19 protein-coding genes are annotated in these 16,777 nt (G+C 73.3%); 6 read left to right on the top strand and 13 right to left on the bottom strand.

The window, feature by feature from the left end; all coding sequences use genetic code 11:
- Positions 1-35 precede the first annotated feature (35 nt).
- The 4 genes from MTP10_RS01030 to MTP10_RS01015 all read right to left on the bottom strand — a co-directional run bounded on the left by MTP10_RS01030 (position 36) and on the right by MTP10_RS01015 (position 4,828).
- Positions 36-677, bottom strand: coding sequence for a response regulator transcription factor (locus MTP10_RS01030; RefSeq protein WP_310707016.1), 642 nt, complete (start codon positions 675-677; stop codon positions 36-38).
- Complete coding sequence (locus MTP10_RS01025; protein ID WP_310707015.1) at positions 674-1,918, bottom strand: histidine kinase; 1,245 nt, start codon at positions 1,916-1,918, stop codon at positions 674-676. Before MTP10_RS01025 ends, MTP10_RS01030 begins: the two co-directional genes overlap by 4 nt.
- Positions 1,919-1,998: 80 nt before the next feature.
- The gene (locus MTP10_RS01020; RefSeq protein WP_310707014.1) at positions 1,999-3,423 is read right to left on the bottom strand and encodes an alpha/beta fold hydrolase; all 1,425 of its coding nucleotides are present in this window, start codon (positions 3,421-3,423) and stop codon (positions 1,999-2,001) included.
- A 214-nt stretch (positions 3,424-3,637) separates the two neighbouring features.
- Positions 3,638-4,828 carry an FAD-dependent monooxygenase gene (locus MTP10_RS01015; protein WP_310707013.1) on the bottom strand — a complete coding sequence of 397 codons (1,191 nt, stop codon included), beginning with the start codon at positions 4,826-4,828 and terminating at the stop codon, positions 3,638-3,640.
- 73 nt (positions 4,829-4,901) lie between these two features.
- Between MTP10_RS01015 and MTP10_RS01010 the strand changes: the two genes are divergently transcribed.
- Positions 4,902-5,468, top strand: a complete 567-nt coding sequence (locus MTP10_RS01010) for a TetR/AcrR family transcriptional regulator (RefSeq protein ID WP_310707012.1) — start codon at positions 4,902-4,904, stop codon at positions 5,466-5,468.
- A gap of 364 nt (positions 5,469-5,832) precedes the next feature.
- Positions 5,833-5,970, top strand: a complete 138-nt coding sequence (locus MTP10_RS01005) for a hypothetical protein (protein ID WP_310707011.1) — start codon at positions 5,833-5,835, stop codon at positions 5,968-5,970.
- 152 nt (positions 5,971-6,122) lie between these two features.
- On the opposite strand, the gene MTP10_RS01000 is transcribed toward MTP10_RS01005, so the two are convergent.
- From MTP10_RS01000 to MTP10_RS00990, 3 genes are read right to left on the bottom strand one after another with little or no spacing between them, the layout of a single operon-like run.
- Positions 6,123-6,761 (bottom strand): maleylpyruvate isomerase N-terminal domain-containing protein, encoded by a 639-nt coding sequence (locus MTP10_RS01000; RefSeq protein WP_310707010.1) that lies wholly within the window; start codon positions 6,759-6,761, stop codon positions 6,123-6,125.
- Between the two features lie 19 nt (positions 6,762-6,780).
- Positions 6,781-7,095 carry a multidrug efflux SMR transporter gene (locus MTP10_RS00995; protein WP_310707009.1) on the bottom strand — a complete coding sequence of 105 codons (315 nt, stop codon included), beginning with the start codon at positions 7,093-7,095 and terminating at the stop codon, positions 6,781-6,783.
- A complete protein-coding gene (locus MTP10_RS00990; RefSeq protein WP_310707008.1) occupies positions 7,092-7,718 on the bottom strand; it encodes an NAD(P)H-dependent oxidoreductase in 627 nt (208 codons plus the stop codon). The genes MTP10_RS00995 and MTP10_RS00990 overlap by 4 nt, the downstream gene beginning before the upstream one ends.
- 77 nt (positions 7,719-7,795) lie before the next feature.
- Between MTP10_RS00990 and MTP10_RS00985 the strand changes: the two genes are divergently transcribed.
- Positions 7,796-8,341 carry a helix-turn-helix domain-containing protein gene (locus tag MTP10_RS00985; protein WP_310707007.1) on the top strand — a complete coding sequence of 182 codons (546 nt, stop codon included), beginning with the start codon at positions 7,796-7,798 and terminating at the stop codon, positions 8,339-8,341.
- A gap of 89 nt (positions 8,342-8,430) precedes the next feature.
- Here MTP10_RS00985 and MTP10_RS00980 read toward each other — a convergent pair whose 3' ends face one another.
- Genes MTP10_RS00980 through MTP10_RS00965 form a run of 4 tightly spaced genes read right to left on the bottom strand, consistent with a single transcriptional unit; the run spans position 8,431 to position 11,341 of the window.
- On the bottom strand, positions 8,431-9,210 hold the full coding sequence (locus tag MTP10_RS00980) for an SDR family oxidoreductase (RefSeq protein ID WP_310707006.1): 780 nt from the start codon (positions 9,208-9,210) through the stop codon (positions 8,431-8,433).
- Positions 9,211-9,242: 32 nt separating this feature from the next.
- Positions 9,243-10,181: a ribose-phosphate pyrophosphokinase gene (locus tag MTP10_RS00975; protein ID WP_310707005.1), complete on the bottom strand. Its 939-nt coding sequence runs from the start codon at positions 10,179-10,181 to the stop codon at positions 9,243-9,245.
- Positions 10,182-10,199: 18 nt separating this feature from the next.
- Entirely contained in the window at positions 10,200-10,703 is a 504-nt protein-coding gene (locus tag MTP10_RS00970; protein ID WP_310707004.1) for a GNAT family N-acetyltransferase, read from the bottom strand.
- Positions 10,700-11,341, bottom strand: a complete 642-nt coding sequence (locus tag MTP10_RS00965; protein WP_310707003.1) for an HAD family phosphatase — start codon at positions 11,339-11,341, stop codon at positions 10,700-10,702. Before MTP10_RS00965 ends, MTP10_RS00970 begins: the two co-directional genes overlap by 4 nt.
- A 138-nt stretch (positions 11,342-11,479) precedes the next feature.
- On the opposite strand from MTP10_RS00965, the gene MTP10_RS00960 reads away from it, so the two are divergent.
- Positions 11,480-13,279, top strand: coding sequence for an alkyl sulfatase dimerization domain-containing protein (locus tag MTP10_RS00960; protein WP_310707002.1), 1,800 nt, complete (start codon positions 11,480-11,482; stop codon positions 13,277-13,279).
- A gap of 1 nt (position 13,280) precedes the next feature.
- Here the strand turns inward: MTP10_RS00960 and MTP10_RS00955 are convergent, their stop codons facing one another.
- Positions 13,281-13,679, bottom strand: a complete 399-nt coding sequence (locus tag MTP10_RS00955) for a hypothetical protein (protein WP_310707001.1) — start codon at positions 13,677-13,679, stop codon at positions 13,281-13,283.
- A gap of 126 nt (positions 13,680-13,805) precedes the next feature.
- A complete protein-coding gene (locus MTP10_RS00950; RefSeq protein ID WP_310707000.1) occupies positions 13,806-14,789 on the bottom strand; it encodes an NAD-dependent epimerase/dehydratase family protein in 984 nt (327 codons plus the stop codon).
- Positions 14,790-14,951: 162 nt separating this feature from the next.
- On the opposite strand from MTP10_RS00950, the gene MTP10_RS00945 reads away from it, so the two are divergent.
- Together MTP10_RS00945 and MTP10_RS00940 are read left to right on the top strand one after the other, a co-directional pair.
- The gene (locus MTP10_RS00945) at positions 14,952-15,503 is read left to right on the top strand and encodes an RNA polymerase sigma factor (RefSeq protein ID WP_310706999.1); all 552 of its coding nucleotides are present in this window, start codon (positions 14,952-14,954) and stop codon (positions 15,501-15,503) included.
- A complete protein-coding gene (locus tag MTP10_RS00940) occupies positions 15,496-16,677 on the top strand; it encodes a hypothetical protein (RefSeq protein WP_310706998.1) in 1,182 nt (393 codons plus the stop codon). Before MTP10_RS00945 ends, MTP10_RS00940 begins: the two co-directional genes overlap by 8 nt.
- The last annotated feature ends 100 nt before the right edge of the window (positions 16,678-16,777 follow it).

Here is a 16,777-nt window from a genome sequence, read left to right as displayed (position 1 = left end):
CTACCGCTGCTCCGGTGGGAGGTCGTCCGGTGCGTCTACTCGTCCGGGGGCACCAGCCCTGATCGATACGCGTAGATCGCGGCCTGGACACGGGTGCGCGTGCCGATCTTGGCAAGGACGCGTGACACGTGGATCTTGACCGTTCCCGCGGCGATGCCGAGTTCATCGGCGATCTCAGCGTTGGACCGGCCCAGCGCGACCAGCCGGAGCACCTCCGTCTCCCGCACCGTGAGCTCGCGGGCGTCGGCCTGGACGGGCGGGGTCGCGAAGCGGCGCACGAGCCTGCGGGTGACCTGCGGGTCGATCAATCCCTGACCTCGGTGGGCCGCGCGCACCGCCGCCAGGTAGAGGTCGGGGTCACCGTCCTTGAGCAGGAAGCCCACGGCGCCCGCTTCGAGCGCCCCGAAAAGATACTCGTCTGTGTCGAACGTGGTCAGCGCGATGATCGCCATGTACGGCGCCCGGGCCATCAGCCGCCGGATGGCCGTGATCCCGTCCGTGCCCGGCATGCGGAGATCGGTGAGTATCACGTCCGGTTGGTGCTCGCGCGCCATGCTGACCAGCTCGGCCCCGTCGCGCGCGGCGCCGAGGAAGGCGATGTCGGGCTCGTGGCTCAGCAGTTGCCGTAGTCCCTCACGGGCGAGATGCTGGTCGTCGGCGATCAGGAGGCGGATCACGAACCCACCCGCCGGACCAGACGATCGTGCCCGGGCGGCTCCGGGGAAGAGCCGGCCCCGCCATCGCCCGCCTTCGCCGCCGGCCCACGATCCACACGGACGTCCGGGGGGAGCACGGGGAGGTCGGCGCGCACCCGCCAGCCGTTCTTGCCGCGTGACCCGATGTGGCAGTGCCCGCCCAGCGCCTCCACGCGCTCACGCATGCCCGTCAGGCCGCGCCCTCCGCTCGGAACGCGGTCGTCCGCCAGGTCGCCGCCGGCCGATGGGCGGGGCGGACCCGGGTCGTCGATGGTGACAACGACCCGGCTGTTCGCCCCACGAACCTTGACCGAGGCCGTTCCGGCCGTGGAATGCCGCGCCACGTTGGTCAGCGCTTCCTGCACGATCCGGTAGGCACAGGCCGCCGTCTCCGGGTGGACGGTGCTCTCCAGGTGGGGATCGACGTCGAGGGCGACGGCCAGCTCCGACCCGCCGCTGCGTTCCGCGAGCGCGGGCAGGTCGGCGAGGCCTCGCCCCTGCGGCTGGTCCTCGCTGTCCGACCGCACCAATGTCGTGAGCAGCGCCCGGATCTCGGCCAGCGCCTCGGCCGACAGACCGGCGATGCCGGCCAGCGCGCGGTCGGCCTCGGAGTCGCGACCGGCCAGCGCCCGCCGGGCGCCGACCGCCTGGAGCCTGATCGCACTGAGGTGGTGACCGACGATGTCGTGGACGTCTCGGGCGATCCGTGCTGCCTCCTGCGAGCGTGCCCGCTCCTCCCTGGCACGTTGCAGCCGCGCCGCTTGAGCGGCGCGGTCGGCCCGCAGTCGCAGCGCGTATCCGGCGGCGACCGGCGCCGCCCCGGCCGCCGCGTAGACGGACATGCTGGTGAGGCCCGGCGTGGACATGCCCCCGATGCCTGCCGCCACCGCCCAGACGACGGAGCCGATCAGAAGCGCCGAGCGCAGGCGGTGGCGGTGGAAGGCCGCCGACGCGACGGTCAGGCCCAGGATCCAGGTGCCGGTGTCGCGCTCCAGAGCGAGACTGACCGCCGGCATCACCGCCGCGGAGGCGACGACCGCCGTCAGCGGCAGCCTCCTGCGTACCACCAGCGGTGCGCAGGCCGCCAGGGTCGGCACCGCCCACAGCGCCGCCGCGCCCACGTCGGTGAGCTCAGCAGGCCGGCCGCGCCACCATCCGTCCAGCGCCGAGAGCGTCAGCGCGATGATCGCCGTGGCGCAGGCCAGCAGGGCGTCGCGGCCCATGACGGGGATACGCCTCCAGACGCCGTCCGCGTCCCGTGCCAAGGACCGGAAAGCCGCTGACCGTCTCACGCGACCAAGTATCACGCCGGCCTTGCGGGGCAGGTGGCGCCGGGAGCGGGGAGCGTACCGTTGATCAGGTATCTGTCCACGTGCTCGGTCACGCAGGGATCGCCGTGGTTGACGTACAGGCCGTGGCCGATGCCGTCGTACCTGACCGTGACCGAGCCGGGGACCTGGTCGGTGATGGCGCGGACAGAGCTGTACTCGTAGACGGGCCCGACGCCGAGCAGCGGCGGAAGCGCGCGAGCAGGCAACGGCGCCGGCGGGTTGGCGGCCTCGGCAGCCCACGGCGAACACGTGAGACGCGCGTTCTCCCGTACGCCGGAGAAGTTCGGCGACACCTTGGCTGAGCGCCGCACCGCCGTACGGTAGGCGCGGTAGCCGTCATAGCGGAACCCGTCGGCGCACGTCACCGCGAGCAGGGCGCTCGGCTGCGGCGGCACGCCGCGGCCCTGCGGGTCGAAACCGGACGCGTCGCCCTTCGAGGCGCTCGCGATGGCCTTGGCGAACGCGGGCCAGCCCGCCTCGCGCAAGATCATGCCCTGCGCCAGTGCCTTGAGGTCGTCGCCGTCGTAGCGGCGCTCCCCAGCGGCCGCGGAACCGGGCAGGGGATGGCGCTCGGCCCGCTTCACGACGTCCTGCCAGGCCGTTTCCGCGTCGGTCCCGCGCAGCGCGCAGTCGGAGGAGCCGGCGCACCATCGGACGAAGCGCTTGAACACCTCCTCCAGGCCCTTGTACTGCAGCCGCTCGGACTCCGCGACCGGGGACACGTGGTCGGGCACGCTGTCCAGCGCCATGGCGCGCACCCGCTGCGGGAACAGCCGCGCGTAGGAGGCGCCCAGCACGCCGCCGTAGGAGTTGCCCAGATAGGAGAGCTTCTCCTCGCCCAAGCCGGCGCGGATGGCGTCCATGTCGCGGGCCTGGGTGGCGGAGTCCATGTGGCCGAACAGGCCGGGCGCGGCGTCCCTGCAGGCGGCGACTGCGGCGGCGTTCGCCTTGAGCGCCTGGTCGTACTCACGCCGGTTCTCCGGAGTGGCGAACGCGGGCCCGGTCGCGCAGGACGCCAGCGGGAGGTGCTCGCCGCTCTGCCCGCCGCGCGGGTTCCATGTGACGACGTTCATCCGGGTACGCAAACCGGCGAAACGGGGCAGTGACCGGGACAGCGCCTGAACGCCGGCGGCGCCAGGACCTCCGGGACTGAACAGGACGGTGCCCGCGGCCTCGCCGGTCGCGGATGCCCTGGCCAGGGTGAGGGAGATCGTCTTGCCGCCGGGATCTTTCCAGTCGACGGGAACGGCCAGTTGGGCGCACCGCATCTCGGCCGGGACGTCCGCGCCGCACGCGGACCAGGCGAGGGACGGCGCCGGGGCCGGGGTGGATGAAGTGGACGAAAGGGAGGCGGCGCCGGCGGGAGCGTACGCTCCCAGCGTCATCACCAGAGGCACAGCGAGCAAGGCTGATCTCGGCCAGATCATCGAATCCTCCACAGGTGGTGCGGCGAGCGCCGCGGATGTCGTCACAGGCTAGGCAGAGGCATGTCCCGCCACATCTGCCACAGGGCATACATCCGACCCGCCGGGGCTCGGCCTGGCCTCTTCGACGGACTCCACCCGCGCGGCGCGATCCTGTGGATCCTGGGCGCATGAGGAGGTCCTGGCTCTAGCCCTCCACGGTCGTGTAGTCGGCCAGCGCGATGGCGTTGGCGGCGCGGTGGATGGCGCCGGCGACCCGCTCGATCATCCGGTCGCGGCCGGGCAGGTGGGGCAGCAGCCTGATCATCATGAGCTGGATCCGGATGGCCAGGCGCGACCCGATCACCATCCCCTTGAGGTTGGCCGGGCCGAGCTTCTGGTTGGCCTCGACGAACGGCCGCAGCACGGCCTCGTACCGGTCGAGCGCGCCCTCGGCGCCCCGGGCCAGCTCGCCCGCCAGCACGTACGCGCCGACCAGCGCGAGGCTCGTGCCCTGCCCGGAGGCCGGCGAGGCGCAGTAGCCGGCGTCGCCCACCAGCACGACCCGGCCGCTCGACCAGCGGTCCATGTGGATCTGGCTGACCGAGTCGAAGTAGAAGTCGTCGGAGCGCCGGACGGCCTCCAGCAGCTCGGGCACCTCCCAGCCGGCCCCGGCCATGGCCTCGGCGAGCAGCTCCTTCTGCCGGGCCGTGTCGCGGTGGTCGTAGGCGAGGGGCGCCGACGACCACATGAACAGCGCCTTGGCGGTCGGGTCCTGCCGGGTGCTGTAGACGTTCGCGGTCCTGCCGGGCGCCACGTGCACGGCCTCCTCGCGGTCGAGGCCGAGATGGTTCGGGACGGTCGAGATGGAGATGTGGCAGCCGAGGTCGCGCCGGAACCTCTCCTCCTCGCCGAACACCAGCCGCCGGGTGACGGAGTGGACCCCGTCGGCCCCGATGACCAGGTCGAACCGGCGCGGCGCGGAGCGCTCGAACGTCACGGTCCCGTCCTCGGCGATCCCCGTGATCGTGTCGTCGAAGATGTACTCGACGTCGTCGCGCGTCAGGTCGTACAGCAGCTCGTTGAGGTCGCCGCGCATGATCTCCGCGTCGCCGCCGTGCCGGCCGCCGAACAGGTCGGCGTCCATGGTCGCGACGCGACGGCCCGTGGCGTCGTAGTGGGTCACGTGGCGCATCGCCGTGCTCCGGGCGCGGACCGCCTCCAGCAGGCCCATGCGCTCGATCACGTCGATCGCGGCACCGCGGATGTCCACCTTGTAGCCGCCCTCACGGATCGCGGGCGCCCGCTCGACCACGGTCGGCGTGAAACCGTGGCGGCGCAGCCAGTAGGCGGCCGTGGTGCCGGCGATGCTCGCCCCGGAGATCAGGATGTTCGTCATGCCCTGAACGGTACACGCGTGTCAGACGCTTGTCCAGAACGATTGTATGAGACGGTTGTGCTACTCTCTTCGCATGGGAAATCGTGAGGATCTGCTGGCCGGGGCGAAGCGGTGCCTGATGGAGAAGGGCTACTCCCGCACCACCGCCCGCGACATCGCGAGCGCCTCGGGAGTGAGCCTGGCGGGCATCGGCTACCACTTCCGCTCGAAGGACGCGCTGATGAACGAGGCGCTGTTCGAGGCGATGCGGGAGTGGGGCGACGAGCTGGCGGCCACGCTGGCCGGCTCCGTGGAGCCCGGGGCCACGCCGCTGCGGCGCTTCGAGGTGGCGTGGGACCGGGTCGTCGAGTCGCTGGACCGGCTCCGGCCGCTCTGGATCACCCAGTTCGAGCTGGTCGGCCAGGTGGACCATCTGCCGGAGGTGCGCGCCTACCTCGTCCAGGGGCTGCGGGCGGCGCAGGACGGGCTGGCGGAGCTGTTCGCGGGCATCGACCCGGCGACGGACCCGGAGCGGGCCCGGCTGGTGGGCTCGCTCTACCAGGCCATGCTGACGGGCTTCCTGTCACAGTGGCTCCTGGACCCGTCCAGCGCCCTCAGGGGCCATGAGGTGGCCCAGGCCCTCCGCCTGGCCACCGCCTGACTCACGAGGGCGGGGACCTGACGATCGCGAAAGATTTGACGTAGCCGGCTCTCATCTGGAGCGTCGCGGCGACCCCCAGACCGCCGACCAGAGAGCGATTCGCGTCCGGGGCGGCAGCGGCGCACGACCCGCGAGAACTGCACGCGGCCGCGGTTCATGGCATCGGGGTCGCGTATCGGTCCCGCAACGCCAACGGACGATCGGACCAGGTTGGCACGCGGCCAACCTCGGGCGAAATGCCCCCAAAGCCACGCGCTTTCCTGGAAGCCTCCCCTCGCGCCCCTGGTTGGAGACATTGAATCGCTCGAAGCCGACATGCCGGTCCGCATCCGACCGGCGAACCAGAGATGAGTGGGGAGACGTCATGTCGATCCAGCACTCCATGTCCATCCAGCACTTCCTGCCTTTCGTGTTCCGGCCGCCGAAGCAACCGGACGTCGCGCTGCAGGAACTCCAGCAATCCAGCGACAGGCGCCGCCGCAGTAGTCGCCGCCGTCACTGAGCGCTCGCCCTCCGGCACGTCGACTCCGTGCCGGACGGATCAGGCGCGGGCCCCGGGCCCGCGCCTGATCCGCTGTCGGGCCGCCGCTGTCGGGCCGCCGCTGTCGGGCCGCCGCTGTCGGGCCGCCGGGTCGCGGGTGACGGCCCCTGGTCCTAGAACGCGCTGATGGTGGCCGGGGCGCGCTCCGTGCGGCTGAGGGTGCGGATGACGGCCGTCGCGCCGTGCCGGTGGACGGCGAGGCGGGCCAGGAGGTCCACGACCGGGTCCACGACCGTCGAGGGCAGGGCCGGTGTCCCCACGCCCACGCTCGCCGCCAGGTCGTCGGAGTGGACGACCAGCTCGATCACGCGCGTCAGGAGGAAGTCGTCCAGCAGCAGCGACCAGCCCGACGGCAGGTCCAGGACCCGGTCGACCGGCTCGGCGGGCAGGGTGGCGCGCTGGTGCTCCAGCAGCTCGGCCGTGGCGGCGGCCAGCGCGGCGGGGCCGGCGGAGGCGGACTCCTCGCCGGCGCGCCTGATGCCGACGTTGATCTCGTGGTCGAGGCCCGCCTCGACCCATGGGGACCTGGCGTAGTGCTCCAGCAGGCCGATCGGCTCCGTCCCCGGCGTCGTGCCGGCGGCGAGCAGCCGGTCGACCCGGACGAGCTGGTGGGCGAGGTGTCCGGCCAGCCCCGCGACGCTGAACTCGGTGAGCGCGCTCGGCTTGTCCCAGGCGGCGGCCACGGCGGGATCGCCCAGCAGGGCCACCGCCGACATCGCGGCTGTCAAGTAGGACGCTCTGATCTCCCCCATAAGATCCGATCCTTTCCGCCTATGTCGTGATTCGCGCCAAGACTATCCCCACGACGATCAGGCTCACCGCCGCCATCCGCCCCACCGAGATCGGGTCGTCGCCGAGCACGGCGCCCAGCGTGATCGCCCCCACCGCCCCGATGCCGGTGAACACGGCGTAGGCGGTGCCGACGGGCAGCGTGTTCATGGCCTGGGAGAGCAGCCAGACGGCGGCGGCCATCAGGGCGAGGCAGAGCAGGGTGGGCACCGGGCGGGTGAAGTTCTGCGTCGGCTTGATGCTCTGGGACCAGGCCACCTCCACCAGCCCGGCGAGGAGGAGGACGAGCCAGCTCACGACGACACCGCCTTCAGGGCCGCGGCCAGCGACTCCTCGTGCTTGCCGCGCAGGTGCGCGAGTGCCGGGTCGAGCCGGGAGTTGACCAGCTCGGCGTGGAAGAACGTGACGTCCTCGACCGCGAAGTGGCCCTGGAAGAAGTCGCGCAGGTAGCGCTCCTGGTGGTCGTACGGCTCGCGCGGGGTGCCCGGGCCGTACGCGCCGCCGCGGGCGCCGGTGACCACGAACGAGCGGCCCTTGAGCGACATCTTCGGGAACGTGATCTGGTCGATCCAGGCCTTCAGCGACGACGGGATCGAGAAGTTGTACATCGGCGTGCCGATCAGCACCACGTCGGCCGCCACCACCTCGTCCAGCAGCGGCTTCACGATCGCCCAGGCCTCGCGCCGGGCGGGGGTGCGGACCGCCTCCTCGTAGCGGGAGATGTCGGTGATCTGGTGTTCGAGGATGTGGTCGCACAGCTCGGTCCACGCCTCGCCGATGTGCGGCACGGGGTCGGCGGCCAGGTCGCGGTAGACGTATCCCGCGTCGGGGTGCGCGGCGCGCCAGCTCTCGGCGTACGCCTTCGACAGCCGGCGGGAGAACGAGGCGCGGCGCGCGCTGGCGTCCAGGTGGAGCAGCATGGCTTCTTCCGATCTCTAAGCGGACACTACGTCCAGTTAACCATAACCGGACGCGGTGTCCACCTAAACTGGTGGGCATGGAGAGAGCCGACGCCGCGCGCAACCGCGCCCGGATCCTCGAAGCCGCCGCCGCGCTGTTCGCCGCCAGGCCGCCGCACGAGGTGACGATGGACGACATCGCCAAGGCCGCCGGAGTGGGCCGGGGCACGCTCTACCGCCGCTACCCGGACCGCGCGTCCATCGCGGTCGCGCTGCTCGACGAGCACGAGCGGGAGCTGCAGGAGCGCCTGCTGCGCGGCGACCCGCCGCTCGGCCCGGGGGCGCCGCCGGCCGAACGGCTCGCCGCGTTCTACGCCGCGATGGTGCGGCTGCTGGAGGACCACGTCCACCTGGTGCTGGGCAGCGAGGTCGGCCGCACGCGGTTCGAGACCGGCGCGTACGGCTTCTGGCGGGCGCACGTCCGCTCGCTGCTCGTCGCGGCGGGCACGCCGCGCCCGGACGCGCTCGTCGACCCGCTGCTCGCGCCGCTCGCCCCCGAGGTGTACTCCTACCAGCGCTCGGACCTCGGCCTCACCACCGAGCAGATCACGGAGGCCCTGACCAGGCTCACCCGCGTCCTGTGACCGCCGGTGAAGCGAGGACCCCTGCCCACCGCGACGACAGCGCGACGCCGCCCCGTCCACGGCCGCCGGCCTCCGTCGGCCGGCGGGGGTCAGAGGGCGTGGCCGCCGGCGACCTGAAGGACCTGGCCGGTGATGTACCGGGCCTGACGCGAGGCCAGGAACACCACCGCGCCGGCGATGTCGGCCGGCTCCCCGGCCCGTCCCAGCGGCACGATCGACCGGACGTGCTCCTCCGTGGCGGCGTCCATCCAGCCCGTCTGCACCGGCCCCGGGGCCACCGCGTTGACCCTGATCCCGGCCGCTGCCAGGTCGAGCGCCGCCGCCCGGGTCAGCGCCTCCAGGGCCGCCTTCGAGGTGCCGTACCCCACCTGGCCGGGGAACGCGCGGGCCGCGTCGGTGGAGACGTTGACCGCACTGGCTGAGTGCCCTGGCCGGCGGCGGCGAGCCAGCTCGGCGATGAGCAGGGTGGGGGCGATCGCGTTCACCTGGTAGGCGCGCGCGAGCCCGGCCGCCGTGACCGTGTCGAACGTGTCGGGGCTCTCGCAGTGGGCGGCGTTGTTCACGAGCACGTCAACGGGCCCGAGCCGGCTCTCCACCACGTCGAACAGCCGCACGGGGGCGTCCGGCCCCATCAGGTCGGCACGCACCGCGATCGCGCCGCCGCCCAGCCCGGCCGCGAGCTCCTCGGCCTCGTCCAGGGGAGGGGTGAGGTGCTCCCAGGTGACGCCCGGTGGCGGCGCGGACCCGGCGAACCCGTGGACGGCCACCCGCGCGCCTTCGGCCGCGAAGGCGCGCGCGATGGCCGCCCCGATGCCGCGGCCGCCGCCGGTGACGAGAACGACCTGGCCGGCGAGTCCCGTGTCGATCACCTGACGAGCATGCCATGCCGCCCGGACGACGATCAGGACGTGCTGAACAGGGCGCTCACCGACTCGCCGTCGTGGATGCGGCGCATGGCCTCGGCCAGGGCGGGCGCGATCGACAGGACCGTGAGCTTGTCGCTCGGCCGGGGCGGCGGGACGGTGTTGGTGCAGACGATCTCGGCGACCTCGGGCAGCGCGCCGAGCCGTTCGATCGCGTCGGCCGCGAACAGGCCGTGCGTGCAGGCGATCCGCACCGAGTTGACGCCGCGCTCCCGCAGCCGGTCGAGCAGCTCGATGACCGTGCTGCCCTTGGCGATCTCGTCGTCCAGGATGATCACGTCCTTGCCGGCGACGTCACCGATGACCGAGCTGATCACCACGCGGTCGTCGCTGAAGCGCTGCTTGGCGCCCATCGCCACCCCGGCCCCGAGCAGCCGGGCGAAGGCCGCGGCCTCCTTGGCGTTGCCGAGGTCGGGCGAGACGACGACGGTGTTGGACAGGTCGTAGCGGCGGAAGTGCTTGGCCAGCTCCCGCAGCGCGTGCAGGTGGTCGACGGGCACACTGAAGAAGCCGTGGACCTGCGGCGAGTGGAGGGTCATCGCGAGCACCCGGTCGGCGCCGGCCGCCACCATGAGGTCGGCGACGAGCCGGGCCCCGATCGAGATGCGCGGCGCGTCCTTCTTGTCGCTGCGGGCGTAGGCGTAGTGGGGCAGCACTACGGTCGTGCGAGCCGCCGACGCGCCCCGGGCCGCGTCCAGCATCAGCAGCAGCTCCACGAGGTGCTCCTGTACGGGCGGCACGAGCGGCTGGATGAGGAACACGTCCCGCTCGCGGCAGTTGGCCTGGAGCTGGACCTCCAGCACGTCGTTGGCGAAGCGGTTGATCGCCACGGGGTGGAGCGGGGTCCCGAGATGGGCGCAGATCTCTTCGGCGAGCTGCGGGTGGGCGGAGCCGGAGAAAACCGTGATGTCACGCACGATTTCCAGAGGATATCCCTAGGGGTTCACGTAGTGGTGCAGCAGGGCGGGCTCGCCCGCCGCGTTCAGCCAGTCCGCCCGGCTGCTGGCCACGCGCCGCCAGCCGGTCCGCTCGTAGAACGCGATCGCGGCGCGGCCCTCGCTGGAGACCTCCAGGGCCAGGGGCGGGGCGTCGGCGGCGTGCGCGGCGCGGGCGGCGGCGAGCAGGCCGGCCGCCACGCTCCGGCCGCGGGCGCGCGGGACGACGAACAGGCGGGACACGACGGCGCCGACCGGTACGCCGACGAGCCGCCTGACGTGCTGGTCCGGCCGGGCCAGCCCGACGTGGCCGAGCACGGTCCGGCCGTCGTCGTCGACGGCCACCCACGCCTGGGCGAGGTCGTCGGGCGTGAGCCAACCGGCCGGGTCCGTGGGCCAGTCCACGGGGTAGCGGTCGGCGGCGTGGACCTCCTGCAGGGCGCGTACGCAGGCGGGCAGGTCGCCGGCGGTCCGGGGGCGGATCAGGGCGGGGCGGCGGGTCATGGCTGGAGGGTCTCCGGGGTGAGCTTGCCCAGGTCGTGGACGACGAGCCAGGCCAGCTCCAGGGCGTCGGGCGCGGGCGGGTACCGGGGGTGCGGCACCGCGACGACCCGCATCCCGGCCGCGTGCGCCGACCGGAGCCCGTTGCTGGAGTCCTCGACGGCGAAGCAGGCGCGGGGGTCGATGCCCAGCCGGGCGGCGGCCTCCAGATAGCCGTCGGGGGCGGGCTTGCCGCGCTCGACCTCCTCGGTGGAGACCGTGGCGGCGAAGCACTCGTCCAGCCCGGCGGCGTCGAGGACGACGTCGATCAGCCGCCGGGGCGAGGAGCTGGCCAGTCCGAGGGTGAAGCGCCCGGCCAGCCGCCGTACGGCCTCCTGGGCGGCGGGCATCAGCGGGATGGACTCGCGGTAGCGCTCGGCCATCGCGTCCACCACCTGGCGGGCGATCTCCTCCGGCGGCCGGCCGACGCCGAGCTCGTGCAGGTACACGGCCCACTCGCCGGTGCTCATGCCCATGAGCCGGGACTGCGTGTCGGGCCGCCACGTGCCGCCGTTGTCGGCGACGTAGGCGCGCCGTACCTCCTCCCAGACGGGTTCGGAGTCGACGAGCACCCCGTCGAGGTCGAACACACACGCTTCCACCGCGAAACCCCCATGACGATCAGTCAGCCTCCAGCCAATCACACGGCGCCCGCGCACCTCCGGCAGAGGTAGGGGTTTGTCCGTATTGCCAGACTCTGTTGACCCTGTCCGTACCGGAAGGCGGGCATGCAGGGGAGCATGTCGGACCTTCCATTCCATGATCGTGACGACTCCGACGACGCCGGCCGTGGCTTCGTCGCCAGGCTCGACCCCGGGGTGATCAGGAACAGCGACGGCAGGGTCGTCTGGGACGGCGACTCCTACGCCTTCCTCCAGGAGGAGTGCCCCGACAGCGCGCATCCCGGCCTGTGGCGGCAGGGCCGGCTCTGCGCCCGTCAGGGCCTGTACGAGGTGACCGAGGGCGTCTACCAGGTGCGAGGGCTCGACCTGTCGAACATGACGCTGGTCGAAGGCGAACACGGTGTCGTCGTCGTCGACCCGCTCGTCTCGGTCGAGTGCGCGGCGGCGGCCCTCGGCCTGTACCGCGCGCACCGGGGGCACCGGCCCGTCACCGGTGTCGTCTACACGCACTCCCACGCGGACCACTTCGGCGGCGTGCGGGGCGTCACGAGCGGCGGCGTGCCGATCCTCGCGCCGGACGGGTTCATGGAGCACGCGGCGTCCGAGCACGGCCACGCCCGCTCCGCCGTGACGCGCCGCTCGGTCTACACGTACGGCCAGGCGCTCGAACGCTCCCCGCTCGGCCAGATCGGCGCGGGCCTCGGCCTGGCCGCCTCCACGGGCGCGATCTCGTTCGTCCCGCCCACGGTGACCGTCACCCGCACCGGCCAGGAGGAGGTCGTGGACGGGGTGCGGATGGAGTTCCAGCTCATGGCCGGCGCGGGGGACCCGCCGCAGATGGCGTTCCTCCTCCCCGGCCACCGGGCCCTCTTCCTGGCCGAGAACGTCACCCGTGACCAGCACGACCTGCTGCCCCTGCACGGCGCGGCGGTCCGCGACCCCCGCGTGTGGGTCCGCTGCCTGACCGAGACGATCACGCGGTTCGCCGGCCGCGCCGACGTCGCGCTCGCCTCGCACCACTGGCCGGTCTGGGGAGCGGACGCCGTCGCCCGGTTCCTGACCGGGCAGCGGGACCTGCACACGTACCTGCACGACCAGACGTTGCGCCTGATGAACAAGGGGCTCACCGCGTCCGAGATCGCCGAGACGCTTCCACTGCCGCCGGCGCTGGAGGACGCCTGGCACACGCGCGGCTACCACGGCGCGCTCAGCCAGCACGTCCGGGCCGTCTACCAGCGCTACCTCGGCTGGTTCGACGGCAACCCCGCGCACCTGTGGGAGCACCCGCCGCGCGAGAGCGCCATCCGGTACGTCAGGTGCCTGGGCGGCGGCGGCGCCGTGGTCGAGTTCGCGCGCGGCTACCTCTCCCAGGGCGACCTGCGCTTCGCCGCTCAGCTCCTCAACCACGCGGTCTTCGCCGACGAGGGCAACAAGGAGGCCCGCGACCTGCTCGCCGAGGTCTACACCAGGCTCGGGCACGGCGCGGAGAACGCCACGTGGCGCAACCTCTACCTGACGGGGGCGCTGGAGCTGGCCGACGGGATCGTGCCGGCCGTGCCCGCCGCGCAGTGCCCCGACCTGGTCGCGGCGCTTCCCGTGGACCGGATCTTCGACTCGATCGCCATCCGCCTGCACGGACCACGCGCCTGGAACGAGAGCCTGGCGATCGACTGGCACCTGACGGACCTGGGGGAGCGCCACCGCACGACGCTGTCGAACGGCGCGCTCGTCCGGCAGCAGGACCCGCCGGACGGGCCGGTGGACCTGACGCTGCGGCTGAGCAGGCAGCAGCTCGTCGGGCTGCTCTGCGGCCGAGGCGCGGAGGGCGTCGAGCGGGAGGGCAACATCGGGGCGCTGCAACGCCTGGTGGCCCTCCTGGACGACGCCATGCCGGACTTCCCGGTGGTCACGCCCTGAGTCACAGGCCGGTGTGGGTGATCATCAGTATGACGGACCCGCAGGCCAGCACGCTCGCGGCGAACGCGCCCGCCCACAGGGGCAGCGCCCGCGCGCAGGTGAGGGCGAGCGGGAGGACCAGCCAGACGAACGGCGGCGCGGCGGCGGCGAGCGCGGCCCAGGTCAGCACGACCGGGAGCAGGCACAGCAGCGCGAGCCCCGGCCGGCCCGGGACCAGCTCGCCCTCCAGGAGCACCCAGGCGACGTACAGGCCGCCGAGCAGCGCGCCGCCGGCGGCCACGGCCGTGCCGCCGTCGCCGGCGGTCATGGCCAGGGCGGACACCAGCAGCGCGCCGAACGCGCCGTGGGAGATCCACCGGAGCGCGCCCGGCCGCCGCGGTGAGAACAGGAATCGACTCATACGATCACCCACGGTAACCGTCGCGGCGGCGCGAGGCACTCACCGGGGCCCCGCGAGTCCCACGGCGCCGGGCCTCCGTGAAGGCGACCGGCTTCCCGCGAAGGCGACCTGGCCTCGGTGAGCCGGTCAGAGGCTGAGGAGCTTGGCCTCCGCCTCCGGGGTGAGGCCCACCGGGGGGCGGCCGGGGCGGGGCGGGGCCTGGCCGCCGATGCCGGTCAGCCAGGTCCAGGTGTCGGCCACCGTCTCCTCGACCGGCCGGCACCGCAGGCCCGCCGCCACCGCCTTGGACACGTCGCCCTGATGCATGGTCTCGTGCCCCTCGTCCACGGCCCAGATCGGCAGGTCGGTCCACTGCTGGACGCCCGCCGCGAGGACCGCGCCGGCGTCGATCCAGCGCAGCTCCGCGTCGGAGCCGGTGACCCGGACGCAGGTCTCCAGCAGCTCGCCCATCGTCGTGAACTCCGGGACGCTCACCGTGTTGTAGGCCCCGCCGAGCCCGCGCCCGGCGGCGTCGAGGCACCACAGGGCCAGGTCGCGGGCGTCGATGTACTGCAGGCCGAGGCCGGGGGAGCCGGGGGCGGGCACCGTGCCGCCGCGGGCGATGCGGCTCAGCCACCACGGCAGCCGCCCGATGTTCTCGTACGGGCCGAGGATGAGCCCCGGACGGGCCAGCAGCGCCCGGTCGCCGAACGCGGCCACGGCCGCCAGCTCGCCACCCGCCTTGGCGTGGACGTAGTCGACGTCGCCGCCGTCGTCGGGTGACGCCTCCACCACCGGCGCGCTCTCGTCGGCGCCCGCCGCCGTCGGGTAGGGGTGGACGGAGCGGCTGGAGACGTACACGTAGTGCTCGGCCCGCCCCGCCAGCAGGTCGGCGGCGTCGCGGACGGCAGACGGCGCGGAGGACCAGGTGTCGACCACGACGTCCCACTCGCCGCGCTGGATCGCGGCCAGCCCGCCCGGGGCCGACCGGTCGCCGCGCAGGGCCCTCGCCCCCGCGGGGGCCGCCCGGGTGCCCCGATTGAAGACCGTCACGTCGTGGCCGAGGGTGAGCGCCTCCTCGGCGAAGGCCCGGCCGACGAAGTCGGACCCGCCCAGCACCAGCAGCTTCATGCCCCACACTCTGGCGCACTCCGGCACACCCGGGTGGCTCCGCACGCCCACAGCGGAATCGCCCACAGCGGAAGCCGGGCGGAAGGGCGGGCCGTGAAAGCATCGGGGCCCTCCGGGAAAGAAGGGGCGATCGTCGTCCACCGACCCAGCGGAGATGCCTGCATGGCCGTTCCCCCTGACCTGGCCGACCCGCCCGATCTCCGGGCCGGTTTCGAGGAGGTCTTCAACGCGCACTTCTCCGAGATCCACCGTTACATCGCCAGGCGGCTGTCGGACGACGCCGCCGACGACCTGGCGGCGGAGGTGTTCCTGGCGGCCTACCGGGGCGGCTACGACGCCTCACGCGGAGGGGTGCGGCCCTGGCTGTACGGCATCGCCACCAACCTCGTCGCGCGGCACCGCCGTACCGAGATCCGCAGATGGAAGGCGCTCAGCCGCACGGCCGAGCGTCCCGAGCACGACCACGAGGACGCCACGCTGGCCCGCGTGGCGGCAGGTGGGCTGACCGGCAGGCTGGCGGGGGCGCTGGCCGGGCTCAGCCGCGGAGACCGTGACGTCGTGCTGCTCAGCGTGCTGGGCGACCTCAGCCACGCCGAGGTCGCCGCCGCCCTCGGGATACCGGCGGGGACGGTCGCGTCCCGCCTCAGCCGGGCCCGCAGGAAGCTCCGCAAAGCACTCGGCGACGTCAACCCCTTGGAGGAGACCCATGGATGAGCTGAACCTCCTGGCGAGGTCACTGCCGGACGCGCCGCCGCCCCGGGCGGAGGTGGTCGAGAAGGCGCGCGCCCGGCTGGCCGCGGCCCGGAAGGAGCCGGTACGGCCACGCCAGGCGGGGCGGGCAGGGGGGCGTGGCAGGACCTGGGGGTGGACCCTGGGGACGGCCGCGGCCACGGTCGCCGTCGTCATGGCCGTCGTCGCGCTGGTCGCGAACCTGACCACCGCGCCCGCGCCGCCGCCGGTGCTCGCGCCCGACGCCGGCGCCGGCGCCCTGCTCCGGCTGGCGGACCGGGTCGCCGGTCTGCCCGACGACAGCGACGCCTACTGGCGCAGGCCGCTGCTCAACAACGGGCTCATCCGCGTCCGCGCGGGCGACCAGACGTTCAACCTGCTGCACTCCGACCGAATCGATCTCTGGCAGCCGCGCGACCCCGGCGATCCCGTCCAGGCGGTGCAGCGGAAGATGTTCACCCGCCCCGCCACCCCGGCCGACGAGCGGGCCTGGCGGAAGGCCGGCTCTCCGACGACGCTCCAGCGCGTGTGCGCGTCGGTGGCCGACGACGAGTGCGTGATGCCGCGGCTGCGGTCCAAGCCCTCCGACTGCCTCTACACACGCGCGGCCGACCCGGGTGGCGTGTTCGGCGACCGGCGGCTGGGCGACTTCACCCTCGCCGAGCTCGCGGCGCTGCCGGATGACGCAGCGCGGCTGCGGGAAGTCCTGCGGACCCGCTGGGAGGGGCGTGCGGACAGGATGCGCCGGGAGAGCTTCGACGAGTTCCTTCCCGTCGCCGGGGCTCTCCTGGAGATGCCGGTCAGGCCCTCGGTCCGGGCGGCGGCCCTGCGTCTTCTCGCGGGCCTGCCGACGACCAAGGTGCTCGGCCCGGCCGTCGACCCCCTGGGCCGCGAGGGTCTCGCGGTCACGTTCGTGAAGAGCGAGGGTTTCTTCATGGAGTTCGGCGCGGACGACGAAGTGCCGGAAGTGCACGCCACCATCCTGGACCCGCGAACCGGCACCGTCCTCGCCCACACCACCGCCGCAGGCGAGAGCACCGAGGGGGTCGCGAAAGGAACGATGATCTACTACCAGGCATGGGCGCCCGAGGCGGGCTGGACCGACGAGCGCCCCGGGCGGCCCCACGCCTGCCGGCTCAGCAAGAGCGTCATCCCCTGACGGGAGCGCGGAGGGTCAGGCGGTGGCGCGGACGGTCAACGCGTTCAGGCGACGCCGAACCGTTCCGGCGCGCGTCGCCCGGAGTTTGACTTCCGGCCAT

This window comes from Nonomuraea sp. 3-1Str, from assembly GCF_031570565.1.
Lineage (GTDB): Bacteria > Actinomycetota > Actinomycetes > Streptosporangiales > Streptosporangiaceae > Nonomuraea.
This window is presented reverse-complemented; position numbering and strand designations above follow the sequence as displayed.

Coding starts and splice junctions, on each gene's coding strand:
- MTP10_RS01025 (WP_310707015.1), bottom strand. CDS start 1,918: ATGGGCCGCGACGCCCTGCTGGCCTGCGCCACGGCGATCATCGCGCTG.
- MTP10_RS01015 (WP_310707013.1), bottom strand. CDS start 4,828: ATGACGAACATCCTGATCTCCGGGGCGAGCATCGCCGGCACCACGGCC.
- MTP10_RS01010 (WP_310707012.1), top strand. CDS start 4,902: ATGGGAAATCGTGAGGATCTGCTGGCCGGGGCGAAGCGGTGCCTGATG.
- MTP10_RS01005 (WP_310707011.1), top strand. CDS start 5,833: ATGTCGATCCAGCACTCCATGTCCATCCAGCACTTCCTGCCTTTCGTG.
- MTP10_RS01000 (WP_310707010.1), bottom strand. CDS start 6,761: ATGGGGGAGATCAGAGCGTCCTACTTGACAGCCGCGATGTCGGCGGTG.
- MTP10_RS00990 (WP_310707008.1), bottom strand. CDS start 7,718: ATGCTGCTCCACCTGGACGCCAGCGCGCGCCGCGCCTCGTTCTCCCGC.
- MTP10_RS00985 (WP_310707007.1), top strand. CDS start 7,796: ATGGAGAGAGCCGACGCCGCGCGCAACCGCGCCCGGATCCTCGAAGCC.
- MTP10_RS00970 (WP_310707004.1), bottom strand. CDS start 10,703: ATGACCCGCCGCCCCGCCCTGATCCGCCCCCGGACCGCCGGCGACCTG.
- MTP10_RS00960 (WP_310707002.1), top strand. CDS start 11,480: ATGTCGGACCTTCCATTCCATGATCGTGACGACTCCGACGACGCCGGC.
- MTP10_RS00955 (WP_310707001.1), bottom strand. CDS start 13,679: ATGAGTCGATTCCTGTTCTCACCGCGGCGGCCGGGCGCGCTCCGGTGG.
- MTP10_RS00950 (WP_310707000.1), bottom strand. CDS start 14,789: ATGAAGCTGCTGGTGCTGGGCGGGTCCGACTTCGTCGGCCGGGCCTTC.
- MTP10_RS00945 (WP_310706999.1), top strand. CDS start 14,952: ATGGCCGTTCCCCCTGACCTGGCCGACCCGCCCGATCTCCGGGCCGGT.
- MTP10_RS00940 (WP_310706998.1), top strand. CDS start 15,496: ATGGATGAGCTGAACCTCCTGGCGAGGTCACTGCCGGACGCGCCGCCG.